The organism is Mucilaginibacter psychrotolerans (assembly GCF_004519315.1).
Classification (GTDB): domain Bacteria; phylum Bacteroidota; class Bacteroidia; order Sphingobacteriales; family Sphingobacteriaceae; genus Mucilaginibacter; species Mucilaginibacter psychrotolerans.
Map to the genome: position 1 here is coordinate 123,069 of NZ_SOZE01000003.1, position 17,005 is coordinate 140,073.

General features: G+C 47.1%; 17 protein-coding genes and 1 other RNA gene. 15 read left to right on the plus strand and 3 right to left on the minus strand.

Going from position 1 to position 17,005, the window contains the following annotated elements:
• Positions 1–51: 51 nt before the first annotated feature.
• From E2R66_RS04510 to E2R66_RS04535, 6 genes are read left to right on the plus strand one after another with little or no spacing between them, the layout of a single operon-like run.
• Positions 52–243 carry a hypothetical protein gene (locus E2R66_RS04510; protein WP_133227100.1) on the plus strand — a complete coding sequence of 64 codons (192 nt, stop codon included), beginning with the start codon at positions 52–54 and terminating at the stop codon, positions 241–243.
• Positions 244–283: 40 nt separating this feature from the next.
• Positions 284–1,027, plus strand: a complete 744-nt coding sequence (locus tag E2R66_RS04515; RefSeq protein WP_133227102.1) for a hypothetical protein — start codon at positions 284–286, stop codon at positions 1,025–1,027.
• A 17-nt stretch (positions 1,028–1,044) separates the two neighbouring features.
• Complete coding sequence (locus tag E2R66_RS04520; protein ID WP_133227104.1) at positions 1,045–1,455, plus strand: hypothetical protein; 411 nt, start codon at positions 1,045–1,047, stop codon at positions 1,453–1,455.
• A 50-nt stretch (positions 1,456–1,505) separates the two neighbouring features.
• Positions 1,506–2,573 carry a serine hydrolase domain-containing protein gene (locus E2R66_RS04525; protein ID WP_133227106.1) on the plus strand — a complete coding sequence of 356 codons (1,068 nt, stop codon included), beginning with the start codon at positions 1,506–1,508 and terminating at the stop codon, positions 2,571–2,573.
• 24 nt (positions 2,574–2,597) lie between these two features.
• Complete coding sequence (locus tag E2R66_RS04530) at positions 2,598–2,798, plus strand: YdeI/OmpD-associated family protein (RefSeq protein ID WP_133227108.1); 201 nt, start codon at positions 2,598–2,600, stop codon at positions 2,796–2,798.
• Positions 2,799–2,842: 44 nt separating this feature from the next.
• Positions 2,843–3,775, plus strand: coding sequence for a CAP domain-containing protein (locus E2R66_RS04535; protein ID WP_133227110.1), 933 nt, complete (start codon positions 2,843–2,845; stop codon positions 3,773–3,775).
• A gap of 110 nt (positions 3,776–3,885) precedes the next feature.
• Here E2R66_RS04535 and E2R66_RS04540 read toward each other — a convergent pair whose 3' ends face one another.
• The gene (locus tag E2R66_RS04540) at positions 3,886–5,799 is read right to left on the minus strand and encodes a hypothetical protein (RefSeq protein ID WP_133227112.1); all 1,914 of its coding nucleotides are present in this window, start codon (positions 5,797–5,799) and stop codon (positions 3,886–3,888) included.
• Between the two features lie 351 nt (positions 5,800–6,150).
• On the opposite strand from E2R66_RS04540, the gene ffs reads away from it, so the two are divergent.
• The 9 genes from ffs (at position 6,151) to E2R66_RS04585 (ending at position 14,188) form a co-directional block, all read left to right on the plus strand.
• Positions 6,151–6,249, plus strand: an RNA gene (gene ffs, locus E2R66_RS04545) — signal recognition particle sRNA small type.
• Between the two features lie 140 nt (positions 6,250–6,389).
• Positions 6,390–7,346: a YpdA family putative bacillithiol disulfide reductase gene (locus E2R66_RS04550; RefSeq protein ID WP_133227114.1), complete on the plus strand. Its 957-nt coding sequence runs from the start codon at positions 6,390–6,392 to the stop codon at positions 7,344–7,346.
• A gap of 429 nt (positions 7,347–7,775) precedes the next feature.
• Positions 7,776–8,429 (plus strand): GNAT family N-acetyltransferase, encoded by a 654-nt coding sequence (locus E2R66_RS04555; RefSeq protein ID WP_133227116.1) that lies wholly within the window; start codon positions 7,776–7,778, stop codon positions 8,427–8,429.
• A gap of 91 nt (positions 8,430–8,520) precedes the next feature.
• Entirely contained in the window at positions 8,521–9,741 is a 1,221-nt protein-coding gene (gene argG / locus E2R66_RS04560) for an argininosuccinate synthase (protein WP_133227118.1), read from the plus strand.
• 17 nt (positions 9,742–9,758) lie between these two features.
• The gene (locus tag E2R66_RS04565) at positions 9,759–10,169 is read left to right on the plus strand and encodes a cupin domain-containing protein (RefSeq protein WP_133227120.1); all 411 of its coding nucleotides are present in this window, start codon (positions 9,759–9,761) and stop codon (positions 10,167–10,169) included.
• A gap of 43 nt (positions 10,170–10,212) precedes the next feature.
• A complete protein-coding gene (argC, locus tag E2R66_RS04570; protein WP_133227122.1) occupies positions 10,213–11,280 on the plus strand; it encodes an N-acetyl-gamma-glutamyl-phosphate reductase in 1,068 nt (355 codons plus the stop codon).
• A gap of 72 nt (positions 11,281–11,352) precedes the next feature.
• Positions 11,353–12,483, plus strand: coding sequence for an aspartate aminotransferase family protein (locus E2R66_RS04575; RefSeq protein WP_133227124.1), 1,131 nt, complete (start codon positions 11,353–11,355; stop codon positions 12,481–12,483).
• Positions 12,484–12,577: 94 nt separating this feature from the next.
• Complete coding sequence (locus E2R66_RS04580) at positions 12,578–13,525, plus strand: Rossmann-fold NAD(P)-binding domain-containing protein (RefSeq protein ID WP_133227126.1); 948 nt, start codon at positions 12,578–12,580, stop codon at positions 13,523–13,525.
• A gap of 51 nt (positions 13,526–13,576) precedes the next feature.
• The gene (locus tag E2R66_RS04585) at positions 13,577–14,188 is read left to right on the plus strand and encodes an FMN-binding negative transcriptional regulator (RefSeq protein ID WP_133227128.1); all 612 of its coding nucleotides are present in this window, start codon (positions 13,577–13,579) and stop codon (positions 14,186–14,188) included.
• Between the two features lie 210 nt (positions 14,189–14,398).
• Here E2R66_RS04585 and E2R66_RS04590 read toward each other — a convergent pair whose 3' ends face one another.
• Both E2R66_RS04590 and E2R66_RS04595 read right to left on the minus strand, forming a co-directional pair.
• Positions 14,399–15,640: a cation:proton antiporter gene (locus E2R66_RS04590; RefSeq protein ID WP_133227130.1), complete on the minus strand. Its 1,242-nt coding sequence runs from the start codon at positions 15,638–15,640 to the stop codon at positions 14,399–14,401.
• 33 nt (positions 15,641–15,673) lie between these two features.
• Positions 15,674–16,972, minus strand: coding sequence for an NAD(P)/FAD-dependent oxidoreductase (locus E2R66_RS04595; protein ID WP_133227132.1), 1,299 nt, complete (start codon positions 16,970–16,972; stop codon positions 15,674–15,676).
• Positions 16,973–17,005 lie beyond the last annotated feature (33 nt).

The window sequence follows — 17,005 nt, forward strand, 5'->3', positions numbered from 1 at the left end:
ATGAAAGGTAATTCAGCTCAAATTAGCATCAACAAACAAAAAACATCCGATATGAAAAAAATCCTCTTGAGCCTGGCGATAACTATTTCGGCCATAGTAGCCCAGGCGCAAACCCCCATCGTGGTAAGGCATCCGCGCCAACGCGTAGTAGTGTTAACACGCCCTGCCGTCGCAAGGCCGGTATTAGTAACCAGGCCTTTGATAGTGCGACCGGTGCGCAGACGGGTCGTAATCGTTCACTAACGCAATATCATCAAAATCCCAAAAACACAACATAAGCATCATGAAAACAAATCAAATTACCGCATTCGGCAGCCGTGCTGCTAAACTATTCTCTATAACGGCGCTTAGCATCGCCATGGCTTTATCTTCCTGCAAAAAAGACAGTACCGCCGGCAATGCCGTTACTGAAGACGAGGCCGCCGAAGTTATGGTACAAGCAGTTGACCCTGCCAGCGGCGGCCTTGCCCTGCAAACTACAGCGGCCACAACCATTGCACTAACCAACAGCAGCAGCGCAAAATGCGGCGTAGCAAAGGATAGCACCATCACCGGCACAGGCAGCACGGCAACACGCACTTACAGCTACAACCTTAGCTGGCATCGCCTCCTTACCTGCGGCGTAGGTAGCATCCCCTCAAAACTCGATTTTACTTTTACGGGAGGCAGCACTTACTCGGGCCCCAGGATGTCGTCTGACGACAACTCAACCGGCGCATTTACCGTAACCGGGCTTGAACTTGGCAGCAGCGAATACGTGGTAAACCAAACCTACACACGCAAAGGCACGCAGCAATCAAAAGTGCGCAAAAACCGCAGCTTTAGCAGCACCGTAAACATCATTACTACTGATGTAAAAGTAAGCAAGGCTACCCAACAGATTACATCAGGTACCGGCACGGTTAAGGTAACCGGTACAGCCTCAACCGGCGAAACCTTTAGCTATAGCGCTACCATTACCTTCTTGGGAAGCAAAAAGGCCAATATTGTGTTCGCAAGCGGCACTACTTACGCCGTTAGCTGGTAAAATATTAAATTGCACCTATGAAAAATACGAAAACAAAGGCAGGATACGGAGTGACCCTTATCCTGCTGTTTTTAACCATACTGTCCTCTGCCCCTGTATGGGCCCAGCAAATGGATGCTGCAGCCATCAAAAAATCGACCCCGAAGCAACGGGCCGACTGGCAAACCAACATGATGAAAAAGGACTTGAAACTTACCGATGCGCAGTACCGGCAGGTTAGTCAGCTTAATCTGGAGTACGCTAAAAAAATGCAGCCACTTTTCAATTCAGACGATAGTCGGCTAAGCAAAGGCATGAAGGCCCGCTCTATTATGCAAGAGAAAGATGCCAAACTAAAAGCTGTCTTAAGTACCGGGCAGTACGATGCCTACCAGCAAATAGTGAAAAATAAAATGGCCGCCGTAAAAAAAGCCATTATGGGCAATTGAGCAACCACCCTGTGATGACAATTGACAAAAGGTTCAAACAAAAAACAACCATGAAAAAATACTTCATTTTCGTCGCGGCCCTGCTCCTTTTAGCAGGCAGCGCAAATGCGCAGCAAAACTTTGATAAGCTGGATGCCTGGCTAAATGATAACACCCCCGCCATGGGTGGCCGCAGCGTGCTGGTGGTTTATAAAGATGGCAAAGTAGTTTATAATAAGGCCGTAAACGATTTATCGCGCAGGCAAAAGATGGTAAATAAATTCATTGCCCGCAAGCAAAACAAAACCGCCAACCTGGATGATTATGATGCCAATACCAAAATACCCATTGCCAGCTGCAGCAAATGGCTCAGTGCGGCACTAGTGATGACTTTTGTGGACGAGGGCAAAATAAAACTTACCGATACCGTTGGCAAATACCTGCCGGTACTTTCGCAGCATGGCAAGGGCAATATTACTGTGAGCCAGTGCCTGTCGCATACTACGGGTATCAAAGCACCATCGTTGAAAGAAAGCCTGCAAGAGATGCGCAACGTTAACACTATGGACGATGCCATTGCCGATATTGCCGCCTTACAAATGGAAGGTAAACCCGGCACCGTGTTCCATTACAGTAACGCCGGTTTGCAGATTGCCGGCGCCATCATCGAGAAAATAAGCGGGAAGGATTTCCACACACTTTTTGCCGAGCGAATTGCAGGCCCGCTGGAAATGAAGAGTAGCGATTTCGGCACCAGCAAGGTTGCCCTGCCCGCCGGAGGTGCAAACAGTAGCGCCAATGATTATACCAACTTTTTGGCGATGATACTGAACAAAGGTGTTTATAAAGGCAAACGCATCCTGAGCGAAGCGAGCATTGCCGAGATGCAGATAAACCGTGTAACCTCGGCGGTAACAATAGGTTACTCACCCGCCGAAGCAGGCAGCATGGGCTATGGTTACGGCGAATGGGTAATGGGGCCAAACGTAGTAAGCAGCCCAGGCCTTTTTGGCAGTTTCCCGATGGTGGATAATAAGGGGCATTATACGGCCTTTTTGCTATGCTATTATATCAAGAACGATGGCCGCGGCGAAAGGTATAAAGCGTTGGTAGGCTTATTGGAGGAAGCCTTGAAGTAAAGCTGATATTGCTATGTTTACTCCATGCTGAAAAAAGGCGAACACATTGAAGGCACGCCAGCCGAACTACAGGCACAGCTTGACCAGGAGCCCGAAGCCAATTCATTTTTCGAAGCCTTGTCAAAATCATATAAACAAAGCTACAGCGATTTGGTAGTTTCGGCCAGGCACGGAGAAACCCGCAAAGTGCGGGCCTGCAAAGCCATGATAATGCTTCGCGACTAGCGAAAAGCGCTAAAAACTTAGCATGTTTGCATTGCAGCAGCAAAATGAAGAAACCACTCCTGAAAGAATTATGGCTTGTACTATTTTTTGCACTGGCAATCAGTTGTAAAAAGGATACCGTTGCCAATTTCAGTTATGATAAATACTACGTAGTATCCCCCGATATACAAAACTGCCAGGCCGGTAGTCTTAACAAAAGCAGCAAACAGGCCGCGTTGGCCAGGGTAAACTATATCCGTGGCCTGCATAAGCTACCGCCAGTTAGTTATAATACCGCTGGCGACGAACTGGTGCAGCAGTCGGCTCTTATCAACGCGGCAAATGCTGTGCTCGACCATTCGCCCGATGCAAGCTTTGCATGTTATACGTCAAATGGCGCAATTGGAAGTGGTAACAGTAATCTGGGTATTAGCTTAAGCACCCAGGTTAGAGATTTTAGCGACGACAAAAATGTGGACCGCTGGCTTACCGAAGAATATAGCCAGACTATCGGTCACCGCCGGTGGCTGTTGGATCCTTTTCTGAAATATGTGGCCTATGGCCGGGTAGACGGCAAACCCAAGAAATCCAACTATGGTTTTGTGTCGGCGGCATCACTTAAAGTAATCAACGATGAGGTGGCCGATATTCGATATTTAAACGTGGAATATGTTGGCTACCCATACGCAGATTACCCTACGGCACTTTTCCTTAAAAATGGCTATTTAAGTTTTTCGGCTCTTTACGATAGGCTTAATGAATGGAACAACTCTTATATAAAATATAACACCGCAGTTATTGAAGTAACAACTGACAACGGACAGCAATTGCGGGTTTCTTCCATCAGCTACGATAACGACAGTGAAGGCTTACCTAACTCCATCCAATGGAAAACAGAGGGACTGAAAGACAACATCAATTACAACGTGAACATTAAAAATATACAGGCAGATGGCCAAACCCTAAGCTACAAGTACAGCTTTAAGCTGGTTAAGTAGGACTTGGGAATGTGCAGATTTTAGATTACAGATTTGCATATACCGGCTTACAACAGGTTTCCGTCGTTAATTATTTGCAACTCTGAAATCTATAATCTGCACATCCGCCCTTACTCACTTATCAAACTCACGTAACTTACCGCTGGCAGTTTGAATTTGAATGCGCCGTCTTTTAATTCCAAGGCGTGCGCTTCTTTCAGGTTGGTTTTGCGGTTGGTTTTGCGCTTGGTAATGAAATACCGTAGTTTGGTTACTTTAGCTGGCAGGCCAATAAGGCTTACCTGGCGCGTACTGCCGTTGTTTACCAGATGTATTGTATAAATGCCCTTGCTATTATCCCCCAGTGCCGCAGCAGATATCCCCGGTCGGCTTACGCTGACAGGCATGGACTGCAAACCTGCGGGCGTATTGGCCAACTGTTTTAAATTCCAAAAACGCTGGCCAGGATGCAATGGCTCCTTGTTACCGAAGATTCCGCCACCTATCAATGGCGAGTAATCAGCCGTTAACTGCCATTGCAGTATCGATTCGGGCTGGCAAATCGCCAGCAGGCGCACGTATAAGTTAATTTCTTCCAGCGCGTAGGTTTGTTCCTGAAAAATATCGGGGTAGTTCCATGCAGCGGCATCAATGCTACCCTCGCCAACGATAAGCGGCAAGTTGGTTTTGGTGGCGGCATCGGCCCATTTACCCAAAGTCTCGTTATCCCATCCTCGCCACGAGTGAAAAGAAATGGCGCCAATGTACGGACGAGTAGCCGGGTCGGCAATGGCGGGGTAAATAAAACTATACGTGTTTGCGTCGGAGTTATCGCCCAGCAACAGCTTGGTCTGCAGGCCTTTGGAAGCCATGTAGGCGCCCAATCCTTTTATAAAATCGCGATGCTCCTCGCCCGTAAGGCGTATGTTTATGCCCAGATCTGATTCGTTGAACGAGAATAGCTTGTACTCGAACCCATATTTGGCCTTTACGTACAGGATATAATCGGTGATGGACTTGTAGATGGCTTGATCGCGGCTATGGTCTAGTGGGTTACCCCATATGCCGTCTGGGCCGGGCCTGAGCTTTGGCGGACCCACGATAGCCCAATTTGGTGCCGACCAAGCCGATAGGATTACCGGCACGCCCATGCTGTCTAACCGCTGTGCCATCTGCATAGATTTCAAAACAAAGGGGTTCAGTTTACCATCATTAGCGGCAGCAATAGGGTCTGCATCCTTATCGGGTTGCCAAAAGCGCCAGGGCATCTCTACCCGGCCCCAAGCCACGCGAAGATTTTGTAAGCTATAGTCAATAACCTGCGGGTCGGTTTTAGGGTTTTGCAGTCGGAAGTTGCCGCCAAGTCCCGCAAATTCCCGCCCGGGCTGCGCGGTATTTACGGCAAGCTCAACGGGCAGATTATCGATATCGCCGCTTACTTTTATGCTGAAAGTTTTTTCAATGATATCGCCTCTGCCTACGGCATTTAATGCCAGCGGAAGGTACAACTGTAGGTTACCAAGCGAATCTTTACGCACTAAAATCAACTCCGCCGAATCGAAGCTTAGCTTAAGCTTGCGGGTTGCCGCCCCAAACTCCACGGATTTTACCCGTTTGTTTACAAAACTATTGGCCACGGCGGCGGCATCGCTCCTAACCGAATCTTCTTTTACCCCCGATAGCATCTGTTTACTCAGGCCATATTCTGCTGCAGGCAGCGTAAGGCAAAAGAACACACCTGTAAGTGTAGTATCCTTTTTAGCGATAACCTGTAAAGCCACTTTTATTTTCCCGGTACCATCCTCCGTAACCGTTTGCCCGAAGAACAAGCTATCGATGCGGGTAAGTACGATTTGACTCCCGGCCCGGCGGTTGTACGTTGGAGATTGCATTTCCTTTGCCGTTGCGGCTATCTTTTTACCATTGGCGCTGATAACCCGCAGGCTACTCTCGAAAGCGTATAACTGGCCATGGCTGCGTATCCCGGTGATATTGCCCCAGGGCTGTACCTCAGCCTGGGCGACTGCACGGTTAGGAGTAAGCATACATAGCAATAAGACAGATAGCAACGCCAGGCATGCACAGGGGTAAATGGGACGATTATTCATCAATGGAATGTTTTTACAGATGCCTAAAATACGGTAATTGGAGATGGCGCAGTCAATGCTATTTTAACATAAAAGCATTTAATTTAGGCAACGACCGGTATCAAATCAGGCACATAGGCTATACCAATGCTATCAACTATCCCACACCAACCTGTATTTTGACCTTTTGAATTGATAAACACGATAACGCTAAAATTAAAGCCGCTGACAATCAACATCTAATTGACAAATCCCGCTTTTTTAACAATTTGTTAACCACAAACGCATGGTTTTTCTATCTTTGCGCCGGGGTAAGTCTTTTACGGCCAGCTCCTCTTGAACTCCCCCAGGGCGGGAACGCAGCAAGGGTAGAGAGTTGAGCGGCGCGATAAAAGTAGCTTACCCTTTTTTGTGCAATAAACTTTTTTAGCAATATCGAACGCCGAATAATGAATTTGGATCTTGAATACAAGGTCGAAATTCATCATTCGAAATTCATTATTCGATATTGATTCCCCTTTGCCCACTTGTTTATTTATCTTCGCCACATGCTCGATATATTTATCATCGGTGCCGGTCCAATCGGCTTGGCTTGCGGACTGGCAGCGCAAAAGGCAGGCCTCAGCTTCGTTATTGTAGAAAAAGGCTGCCTTGTAAATTCGCTATACAACTACCCCGCTACCATGACTTTCTTCTCTACCAGCGAGCGGCTGGAGATTGGTGGCGTGCCTTTTATCAGCGTAAACAAGCAGCCTAACCGTAACGAGGCATTGGAGTATTATCGCCGCGTAGCGTTGGATAATAAGTTACCGATAAATCTGTTCGAAGAAATTACCGATGTAAAGGTCGGCGAAAATGGCTACAGCATCACCAGCAATAAGCAAACCTACCAGGCAAAAAGGATTATCTTAAGCACCGGGTTTTATGATATTCCCGTTAAGCTGGATATCCCTGGCGAGGATTTGCCAAAAGTAAAACACTACTATAAAGACCCACACTACTACGCCATGCAAAACGTGGTGGTAGTGGGCAGCAGCAACTCGGCAATAGATGTTGCGTTAGAAACCTACCGAAAAGGCGCGCATGTTACGCTGATTATCCGCGGCGATGACGTAAGTAGCAGGGTAAAATACTGGGTGAGGCCGGATATTATCAACCGAATCAAAGAAGGCAGCATCACCGCCCATTTTAACTCAAGCCTGGCTGCTGTACGCGAGACTGAAGTAGACATCCAAACTCCCGAAGGCTTGATTACCATCCCCAACGATTTCGTAATGGCCATGACGGGCTATAAACCCAATTTCGATTTCCTCGCCAAACTGGGCATCAACCTTACCGAAGATAAATTCATCCCGCAGTACAACCCTGATACTATGGAAACTAACCTGCCCGGTATATACCTGGCCGGCGTAGTTTGCGGAGGATTGGATACCCACCTGTGGTTCATAGAAAACTCTCGCATACACGCGGAGATGATTATTGGGGATATAGTTAGCAGAAGTTAAAAGGGTTAGAAAGGTTGAAGAGGTTAAAAAAAAGTTAAAAATGTTATTTATACGCCTAACATTACGGACTAACAACTTTTCTAACTTTTTTAACCATTTACAACCAATCAACACTTTTCCCTTGCATATGTAAATTATTATGCAATACTTTGCACAAATTTTAAAAGGAATAAAATCTTTGATCGAAATGAATCAAAAAAACTTAAATACGACTGTTAACAGAGCAATATTCGCTCCTGTAGCTGTTGTTTTGGTTTCATTTGTTTTGTTCTTCTCCCCCAGCCGACGACGGGTTTTCATGCCCCGTGTGTGAATTGGGCTATAGCCCCTCACCCAGTCCAAAGAAGCTTTTAATCTTCTTCAACCCAAAACCCCTCTAATTATTTACGGCCCGAAGGCCAATAATTTAACGGTAATTTTTCTATTATAATGACCATACAAGATTTTGATATACAGGTAGCATCGGCACAACACGCCGACTTTGCCCCTTTGATATGCGATGAGATGGCAGAATCGGCAAAGGCGCGTGGTACCGGTATTGCCCAGCGCTCGCCCGAGTATGTGGCCAACAAGATGCTGGAAGGCAAGGCCGTAATAGCCCTGCATAAAGACGGCACCTGGGCGGGTTTCTGCTATATAGAAACCTGGAGCCATGGCGATTTCGTGGCCAACTCGGGCCTCATCGTTAACCCTATTTACCGCAAAGCCGGCTTAGCCAAAGCTATAAAACATAAGATATTCCAGCTTTCGCGCCAAAAATATCCCGATTCAAAGATATTCGGCTTAACTACAGGTCTAGCCGTAATGAAGATAAACTCGGAATTGGGCTATGAGCCGGTAACGTATTCGGAACTTACACAAGACGAGAACTTTTGGAAGGGCTGTACCAGTTGCGTAAACTTCGATATTCTGACAGCCAAGGGCCGCAAGAACTGTATGTGCACCGCCATGCTATTCGACCCCGCCGAAGTGCAGAAACAATACGAGGAAAAGATGAAGAAGATAACGCATAAAGCAACTTTGCTGGAGCGGATTGAGGCTGCGATAAAGAAAAGGCTTGAGCATATTGTAGTATTCAATTAAAATACCCGGAGACACAAAATATAGCGTCTCTGTACAATAGATAACTTAAACGTAGAGAAGCAATACTTTGCGTCTCTCACAACAATAAAAAATGGCAAAGAAAAAAGTAGTTTTAGCATACAGCGGCGGTTTAGACACCTCATTTTGCTGCATTTATTTAACCCGCGATCTGGGTTACGAGGTACATTCCGTAATTGTAAACACCGGCGGTTTCAGCGATGAAGAACTAAAAGGCGTTGAAGAACGTGCTTACCAGATGGGTGTAACTAGCCATCACGTGGTTGATGAGACTGAAAACTTCTACAACACCTGCGTGCGCTTTTTGATATACGGCAACGTATTGAAGAATAATACCTACCCGCTGTCGGTGAGTGCCGAGCGTGTGAGCCAGGCTACTGCTATAGCCAACTACGCCAAAGAAATTGGGGCCGAATATGTTGCCCACGGTAGTACCGGTGCCGGTAACGACCAGGTGCGTTTTGATATGATCTTCAATATCCTCGTACCCGATGTGCAGATCATCACCCCTATCCGCGATTTGAAGCTGAGCCGTGAAGCGGAAATAGAATACCTGAAGAAACATGGTGTGGAAATGAACTTCGAGAAAGCGAAATACTCTATCAACAAAGGTATTTGGGGCACATCTGTAGGTGGTAAAGAAACTTTAACATCTAATTTGGGCCTACCCGAAGATGCATGGCCGACACAGGTTACCGAAACCGGCACCCGCGATATCACCCTTACTTTTGAAAAAGGCGAACTGGTTGCTATAGACGATCAAAAATACGATCATCCTACAAAAGCAATCCAAGCCTTACAGGCGATAGCGCAACCATATGGTGTTGGTAGGGATATTCATGTGGGCGATACGATCATCGGTATTAAAGGCAGAGTTGGTTTCGAAGCTGCTGCGCCCATGGTGATCATTAAAGCGCACCACACTTTAGAAAAACATGCCTTAACCAAGTGGCAGCTATCGTGGAAAGATCAGCTATCGATGTTCTACGGCAACTGGTTGCACGAAGGGCAGTTCCACGACCCGATCATGCGCAACATCGAAGCATTCCTTACTGATACGCAGAAACAGGTTAGCGGTAAAGTGTTTGTACAGCTGAACCCTTACCGTTTCCAGGTAGTGGGTATTGAGTCGGATCACGACCTGATGTCGAACAAGTTTGGCAGCTACGGCGAAATGAACAACACCTGGAGTGGTGAAGATGTTAAAGGCTTCTCTAAGATTTTCGGTAACCAGGTGATGATTTACCATAAAGTAAACGCAGCCCCCCAGCCCCCTGAAGGGGGAGCGGAGTAAGCAAAGCTCAATAAACTATGAACGATAATTCCAACCACAATACAGGCATTCCAACTCCCCCTTCAGGGGGTCGGGGGGCTGAGCCCTTTATTTTCTCGCGGAGCGAATGTATAAGCCACTACCGCTGGGGGGATGACTGCTATGGCTGGAATTATGTGGATACCGACGCATTGTCCATTAAACAGGAGTTGATGCCGCCAGACACAGCCGAAGCTTTGCACTACCACAATGTGGCTTCCCAGTTCTTTTTTATATTGAAAGGGCGGGCAACATTCACTATCGACGGGGAAACCTGCGTTTTAAAACCCGAACAGGGCATCGAAATCAAGCCTGGGCAAAAGCACTTTATCGCCAATAAAGAAAGCAACGACCTGGAATTTATTTTGTACTCCACACCATCTACAAAAAATGATCGGGTGAACCTGTAGCCCAGCCCCTAACCCCCTGAAGGGGGAACTAAAACTGAATAACATGAGTGATCAAAATACAAAAGAAAATATAGAAACTTCGACTCCCCCTTCAGGGGGCCGGGGGGCTGGTGCCAGAGTGAGGGTTGGCATTATTGGCGGTGCAGGCTATACCGGCGGCGAAATGCTACGGATACTTATCAACCACCCCTTTGTGGACATAGTGTTTGTGCACAGCACCAGCAGTGCAGGTAAGCATGTTTATGATGTGCATACCGACCTGTTTGGCGATACCGACCTGCAATTCGCTTCGGAGCTTTCTAACGCAATAGACGTCCTGTTCCTTTGTGTTGGTCATGGCGATGCCAGGAAATTTTTAGAGGCTAACGAGATTCCGGATAGCATTAAAGTGATCGACCTGAGCCAGGATTTCCGGCTCACTCAAAACTCAAGCCTTAAGACTAAGAACTTTGTCTACGGCTTGCCGGAGTTGAACCGCGAGGCTATCAAATCGGCAGATAACATTGCCAACCCAGGTTGTTTTGCAACCTGTTTGCAGTTGGGCTTGCTGCCTTTGGCATCCAAAGGCTTGCTTACAAACGAGGTGCACATTACCGCTACTACCGGTTCAACGGGTGCGGGGCAAAGCTTATCGCCTACAACGCACTTCACCTGGAGGAATGACAACCTGTCTGTATATAAAGCTTTTAGCCACCAGCATTTAAATGAAATAGGGCAATCGCTTAATCAGGCTGCAAGTGCTTTTACTCCCCCTTCAGGTGGCTGGGGGGCAATTAATTTTGTACCTTACCGTGGAGATTTCACGCGGGGTATCATCGCTTCCATTTACACCGAAAGCGACCTATCAGAGGCAGATGCTTTGCAATTATATAAAGAGTATTACGCCGGGCACGCTTTCACCCATGTAACCAGCAAGGATATCGACCTGAAACAAATCATCAATACCAACAAATGCTTTGTGCAGGTAAAGAAACATGATAATAAAATATTCATTATCAGCATTATGGATAATTTACTTAAAGGCGCCTCCGGGCAGGCGGTTCAAAATATGAACCTGATGTTTGGCCTGGATGAGCGCGCAGGATTACGACTTAAGGCGATTGGTTTTTAAGCCCGTCGCCGTTTTAAGTACCGTTAATTTTCGGAGGTTTTTCTGTGTTTTTCTTTAATTATCTTTTAAAAAATGAATTTATTCGACGTATATCCCATCAACCCAATAAATATTGTTAAAGGCATCGGAAGCCTTGTTTATGACGACAAAGGCACCGAGTACCTCGACCTCTACGGAGGCCATGCTGTTATATCCATCGGCCATACCCACCCGCATTATGTAAAGCGTTTGGAGGACCAGTTGCACCAGATTGGCTTTTACTCCAACTCTATCGAGATCCCTCTGCAGAAGCAACTGGCAGAAAAACTGGGACAGATTTCGGGCAAGGAAGATTACCAGCTTTTCCTCTGCAACTCGGGTGCCGAGGCAAACGAGAACGCGTTAAAGCTCGCCTCGTTCTACAATGGCAAAAAGAAAGTTATCGCCTTCAAGAATGCTTTCCACGGGCGTACCTCATTGGCAGTTGCCGTTACCGATAACCCAAAAATTGTTGCACCAGTAAACGAAACCGACAATGCCATTTTCCTGCCATGGGCAGATGAAACAGCGTTGGAGCAGGCATTTGCCGCAAACGAGATTTCATCCGTTATCATCGAAGGCATACAAGGTGTGGGCGGCATACAGGTTGCGCCGCTGCCCTTCCTGCAGAAGATACGCACACTTTGCGATGAGCATAACGCAGTATTTATTGCGGATAGCGTGCAGTGCGGTTACGGCCGTACAGGCAAATTCTATGCGCACGATTTTGCAGGTATCAATGCCGATATCTACTCCATGGCAAAAGGCATGGGCAATGGCTTCCCGGTGGGCGCTATCAGTATATCGCCAAAAATAAAACCATGGTACGGCGAACTGGGTACCACCTTTGGCGGTAACCACCTGGCTTGTGCCGCTGCATTATCCGTATTAGAAATCATCGAACAAGATAACCTGATGCAGAACGCCACCGAAGTGGGCGGATACCTGATTGAAGAACTGAAAAGATTCGAAAAGGTAAAAGAAGTTCGTGGCCGTGGATTAATGATAGGCATCGACTTACCTGCCGAATTAGCAAATGTCAAAAAAGACTTACTATTTAAACACCAGATATTTACCGGCGAAGCTAAACCAAACGTAGTAAGGCTTTTACCGGCACTTAACTTAACAAAAGCTTATGCCGATAGGTTCCTGGAAGCATTTGCTACGACACTGAAAAATTCATAAAATATAAAATCACAAAAAGTCTTTCTTCAAGTCCCTCTCCTTTGGAGAGGGATTTAGGGTGAGGCTAATGAGGCTGGCTAAACGAGGCAAAACCATGAAACTATTTACTGCTGTTAACGATGTTACCGATGTACAGGCACTTGTTGCCGAAGCATTACAACTGAAACAAAATCCTTTTGCACACAAACACCTGGGCGAAAATAAAACCCTTTGCCTCGTTTTTTTAAACCCAAGCCTGCGTACCCGTATCAGCACCCAAAAGGCCGGACAGAATTTGGGTATGAACGTTATTGTGCTCAATATTGATAAAGAAGGCTGGGCGTTGGAACTGAACGACGGTGTGGTGATGAACGGCACCACTGTAGAGCACATCCGTGAGGCTGCCGCGGTTATGGGCGAATATTCCGATATCATCGGCGTACGCTCCTTTCCGGGTTTAAAGAACCGCGAAGAAGATTATAGTGAGTTGATATTCAACAAGTTTGTAGAGTTTTGCAAAGTACCCATAGTGAGCCTGGAATCTGCTACGCGCCATCCCCTGCAAAGCCTTGCCGATTTGGTGACTATTGAAGAACTGAAAACAAATGCGCGCCCCAAGGTAGTATTAACCTGGGCACCGCATATAAAGCCCTTGCCACAGGCTGTGCCGAATTCTTTTGCCGAATGGATGTGCAAGGGCGACGTAGATTTTACCATCGCCCAGCCGGCCGGATATGAGCTTTCTGAAGAATTCACCAACGGCGCAACCATCACCCACAACCAGGAGGAGGCATTGAAGGATGCAGATTTTATCTATGTAAAAAACTGGTCGGCCTACGAGCCTTATGGCAAAATACTGCCCGGCAACGAAGACTGGATGCTTACGCTGGATAAACTCAAAGACGCCCCAAAAGCCAAAGTAATGCACTGCTTGCCCGTAAGGCGCGATTTGGAGCTTTCATCGGAGGTATTGGATAGCGACAGCTCTGTAGTGATACACGAAGCAGGTAACCGCGTATGGGCAGCGCAGGCTGTGTTGAAGCAGATCTTGGAAGCATTGTAGCGACACGCAATCTCTTCTTTTCTTGGCTCTTTTAATCTTGATTCTATCTTAATGTACACGCCAAAGCACTTCCAATTATCAGACCATCAGGAAGCTATTGCTTTCATGCAGAAGTACAGCTTCGCTACCATAATTACGAATAACAACGGCGTGCCCGAGGCTACGCACCTGCCTTTCATCGTGGAGCAACGGGGCGATGCACTGGTGCTTATCTCCCATTTTGCCAAAGCCAACCCCCAATCGGTAGCTGTGTTTAATGAAACATCCCTGGTGATATTCAACGAGCCACATGCGTACATCTCTCCCTCCAATTACGAAAAAGAACTGAACGTACCCACCTGGAACTATCTTGCCGTGCATGCATACGGCAAAGCAAGCCTGATAGACGACAAAGCCGAAGTAGCTAAACTGCTGGAAAAAATGATCGGTTTTTATGAAGCCGATTACTTAAAGCAATGGGCGCAACTACTTGATGATTATAAGTTTAAGATGATGAACGGTATCGTTGCGTTTGAAATTGTTGTAGATGACTTGCAAGGCAAAAAGAAACTGAGCCAAAACCGCAGCGAGGTGGAAAGGGAGAATATCATCCGAGCTTTAAGCGTTTCGGCAGACAAGAATGAAGTGGAGATTGCGGCTTATATGAGAGATTTGAAATGTTAGCTTTTATCGAGCTTATTTTCCTAAGGTCATTGCGAGGCACGAAGCAATCCCCCGATGAGCAGGGCGAATTGCATGGTGAATCTTCCCGCGTAGAGATTGCTTCGTGCCTCGCAATGACGCGGTGGTTAGCTTAGGTCTGCTATTGTTACTCTTCACTCTTATCACTTACTAATACCATCTACTTGTCACTGCTAGTGCTACTGCCACTACTCACTTCCCCTTATACGATGCATTTATCACCCTGTTAAGCGTCAATCCCTGTACAATAATGGAGAATATCACGATAAAATAACTGCCCGAAAGGATAAAATGCCGATAGGGAGATGCGGGCAGGGCTAAGGCCAAAGCGATGGTAATGCCGCCCCTCACTCCTGCCCAGGTCAGGATATTTACATTGCTATAACTCACATTCAATGAACGCCTTAAGAAGGTTAACGGAAGTGCAATACTGAGCCAGCGAGCAACAAGGATGATAACGATACCGATTGCGCCGGTGAGGTAATAATTCTTGATATAGGGCAAGTTCACCATCTGCAGGCCTATCATCACGATAAGCATCGTATTCAGCATCTCATCTATAAGCTCCCAAAATTTCTCCAGCGCTTCATGCGAATGCTCTTTGTTATCGGCATTAATAGAACGCCCTCCCGCAAGCAGCCCCGCCGTAACAACAGATAAGGGTATAGAAAGATGCAGCCATTCGGCTACTACGGAATTGAGCATCACCAGGCCCAGGGATACCAAAACAATTGTTTGGAAATCTTTGATAGATAACATCAAGCGGTGAGCCAAAAAGCCGGTCACGGCTCCAAGCGCAATGCCACCAAACACCTCCTGTACAAAAAGGAGCGCCGCTTTGGCAAAATCGATATTATCGGTGCCGGTACGCGTAATCTCCAACAGGGTGATGAACAATACAAGCCCAATGCCGTCATTAAATAGCGATTCCCCCGATATGATCGTCTCCAGGTTAGATGGCAACTTAGAACCGCGGATAATGGCCCCTACTGCCACCGGATCGGTAGGCGATACCAACGCGCCGAAAAGCAGGCAGTAAACATAAGGTATCTTCACGTCTATAACACCTGCGATATAATAAAGCATCGTGCCGAAGATGGCCGTAGAAAGAATAACGCCAACCGTGCTTAATATCAGCACCGGCCGCATTTCGCGCTTCAGCTTATGTGCATTTAAATTAAATGCACTGGCAAACAACAGAAAACCCAACATGATATTGAGCACCGTGGTAGAAAAATTGATGTTCTTGGCCAACAGGGTAAGATAACGCGCAACTCCGGGGTCCAGGTTATCTACGGCAATGGTCAATATAGAGCCGATGATAGCCAGTGCCATAATACCGATGGTGCCCGGCAGTTTTAAGAACCGTGCATTGATGTAAGAGTACAAAGCACTTACCATGACCAGCAGCGCAATAATGAGGAACAGATGCATATAAAAGCTTAACCTGCATGGCCTCAAATAGTTTTATTTGGCAGCGGGGTCAGTCATCATCGTTTTGGTATCGAATGCGTGAATCACCAGCCTGTTGTCGCTGTTACGCGTAAAATAGTTCACTGCCCAATTGAAAAACACAATGGATTTATTGCTGAAACCCGCCAGCGAAAGCAGGTGAACGAACATCCAAAGTATCCAGGCGAAGAAGCCCTGGAAGTGAAGGTGCTTTAAATCGGCCACAGCTTTGTTGCGGCCAACGGTGGCCATGGTACCCAAATCATTGTATCTAAAGGGCGTAGTAGGTTGGTTGTTGATGATGCATACCAAGTTCTTGGCCAGCCGCTTACCCTGCTGTAGTGCAACCTGTGCTACACCGGGGAAGCCGTTTGGATTGGCCTCGCTAACCACCAAAGAAACGTCGCCAATGGCGAAGACGTTATCATAACCTTTCACCCTGTTTATCTCATCGGCTAGTATGCGGCCACCTTTGGCAATGGCATCCGGCAACAGGCCCTCCGGCATTTCGCCGCGCACGCCGGCGGCCCAGAATACGTTACGGGTTTTTATATCTACACCGTTATCTATCTTCAGGGTATCGCCGTCATAACTTGAAACGTGCACACCGTTATAAATGGAAATGCCCATGTCTGTAAGGAATTTTTTAGCCTTTACAGATGCTTGTTCAGACATGGCACCAAGTACCCTGTCCTTGCCCTCCACCAGGTACACTTTCATATCGTCGCGGCAAAGGCCGGGATAGTCCTTGCAAAGCACATATTTCCGCAACTCGGCTATGGCACCGGCGAGCTCTACACCCGTCGGCCCGCCACCTACTACTACGAAGGTGAGCAGCGCCTCTCGTTCGACAGCATCGAAGGTGACCAAGGCTTTCTCCAGGTTCTGGATAATCAGGCTGCGCACGTTCAAGGCTTCGGCAATGTTCTTCATGGGCAGTGTGTAGTGCTCCAGTTCCTTGTTACCGAAATAGTTGGTATTGGCACCCGTAGCGATCACCAGGTAATCGTAATGGATATCACCAATATTGGCGGTTACCACCTTGGCGGCGGCATCTATCTTTTGCACCTCGGCCAGGTGGAAGGTGAAATTCTTTTGCCTGCCAAATATCCTGCGGATGGGGAAACCTATCGAATCGCCCTCGAGAGCCCCCGTAGCTACCTGATAGAGTAGCGGCTGAAAGGTATGGTAGTTATGTTTATCGAGCAATAGCACGTCAACAGGGGCGTGTTTCAAATTTTTGGCCAACTGTATGCCTGCAAAACCGCCGCCTATGATAAGTACCCGGGGCTTTGCTTGTTTGTTATTATCCATAGCTATGTATAAGGGCAGCAAATTAATAATTAT

Excerpts from the sequence above, each read along its gene's own strand:
- E2R66_RS04520 (WP_133227104.1), top strand. The coding sequence starts at position 1,045 with ATGAAAAATACGAAAACAAAGGCAGGATACGGAGTGACCCTTATCCTG.
- E2R66_RS04535 (WP_133227110.1), top strand. The coding sequence starts at position 2,843 with ATGAAGAAACCACTCCTGAAAGAATTATGGCTTGTACTATTTTTTGCA.
- E2R66_RS04565 (WP_133227120.1), top strand. The coding sequence starts at position 9,759 with ATGAACGATAATTCCAACCACAATACAGGCATTCCAACTCCCCCTTCA.
- E2R66_RS04595 (WP_133227132.1), bottom strand. The coding sequence starts at position 16,972 with ATGGATAATAACAAACAAGCAAAGCCCCGGGTACTTATCATAGGCGGC.
- E2R66_RS04530 (WP_133227108.1), top strand. The coding sequence starts at position 2,598 with ATGCTGAAAAAAGGCGAACACATTGAAGGCACGCCAGCCGAACTACAG.
- argC (WP_133227122.1), top strand. The coding sequence starts at position 10,213 with ATGAGTGATCAAAATACAAAAGAAAATATAGAAACTTCGACTCCCCCT.
- E2R66_RS04590 (WP_133227130.1), bottom strand. The coding sequence starts at position 15,640 with ATGCATCTGTTCCTCATTATTGCGCTGCTGGTCATGGTAAGTGCTTTG.
- E2R66_RS04510 (WP_133227100.1), top strand. The coding sequence starts at position 52 with ATGAAAAAAATCCTCTTGAGCCTGGCGATAACTATTTCGGCCATAGTA.
- E2R66_RS04585 (WP_133227128.1), top strand. The coding sequence starts at position 13,577 with ATGTACACGCCAAAGCACTTCCAATTATCAGACCATCAGGAAGCTATT.
- E2R66_RS04540 (WP_133227112.1), bottom strand. The coding sequence starts at position 5,799 with ATGCTTACTCCTAACCGTGCAGTCGCCCAGGCTGAGGTACAGCCCTGG.
- E2R66_RS04550 (WP_133227114.1), top strand. The coding sequence starts at position 6,390 with ATGCTCGATATATTTATCATCGGTGCCGGTCCAATCGGCTTGGCTTGC.
- argG (WP_133227118.1), top strand. The coding sequence starts at position 8,521 with ATGGCAAAGAAAAAAGTAGTTTTAGCATACAGCGGCGGTTTAGACACC.
- E2R66_RS04575 (WP_133227124.1), top strand. The coding sequence starts at position 11,353 with ATGAATTTATTCGACGTATATCCCATCAACCCAATAAATATTGTTAAA.
- E2R66_RS04555 (WP_133227116.1), top strand. The coding sequence starts at position 7,776 with ATGACCATACAAGATTTTGATATACAGGTAGCATCGGCACAACACGCC.
- E2R66_RS04580 (WP_133227126.1), top strand. The coding sequence starts at position 12,578 with ATGAAACTATTTACTGCTGTTAACGATGTTACCGATGTACAGGCACTT.
- E2R66_RS04515 (WP_133227102.1), top strand. The coding sequence starts at position 284 with ATGAAAACAAATCAAATTACCGCATTCGGCAGCCGTGCTGCTAAACTA.
- E2R66_RS04525 (WP_133227106.1), top strand. The coding sequence starts at position 1,506 with ATGAAAAAATACTTCATTTTCGTCGCGGCCCTGCTCCTTTTAGCAGGC.